This is a genomic window from Veillonella sp. 3891, from assembly GCF_003992315.1.
GTDB lineage: Bacteria > Bacillota > Negativicutes > Veillonellales > Veillonellaceae > F0422.
Window position 1 is genome coordinate 1 of the sequence record NZ_RQVE01000036.1, and the last position, 320, is coordinate 320.

The window sequence follows — 320 nt, forward strand, 5'->3', positions numbered from 1 at the left end:
ACCTTATAAGTTAATTTAGAGAATCTATGTGCTTGGTCTAACCCTTAGAGTCAACTCTAAGAGACCAAATCATAAATAATTTATTATCTTCTATGCAGTTTTCAAAGAACAGTTTAATTTTTCTATAAAATCGCACCTAACTTCGTCAAGCTCATTCTGCTCGTCTCACGTAATTACCATTACGCTACGACTTCACATCACTCGTTTTCCTTGTTATCCATCGATTTTATTTAGAAAAATATGGTGGAGACGAGGAGATTCGAACTCCTGACCCCCTGCTTGCAAGGCAGGTGCTCTCCCAACTGAGCTACGCCCCCATG

The 320-nt window shown here is 39.4% G+C and carries 1 tRNA gene; it reads right to left on the bottom strand.

From position 1 onward, the window contains the following. Positions 1–241 precede the first annotated feature (241 nt). Positions 242–317 (bottom strand) — tRNA-Ala (locus tag EO118_RS08540). Between the last annotated feature and the right edge of the window lie 3 nt (positions 318–320).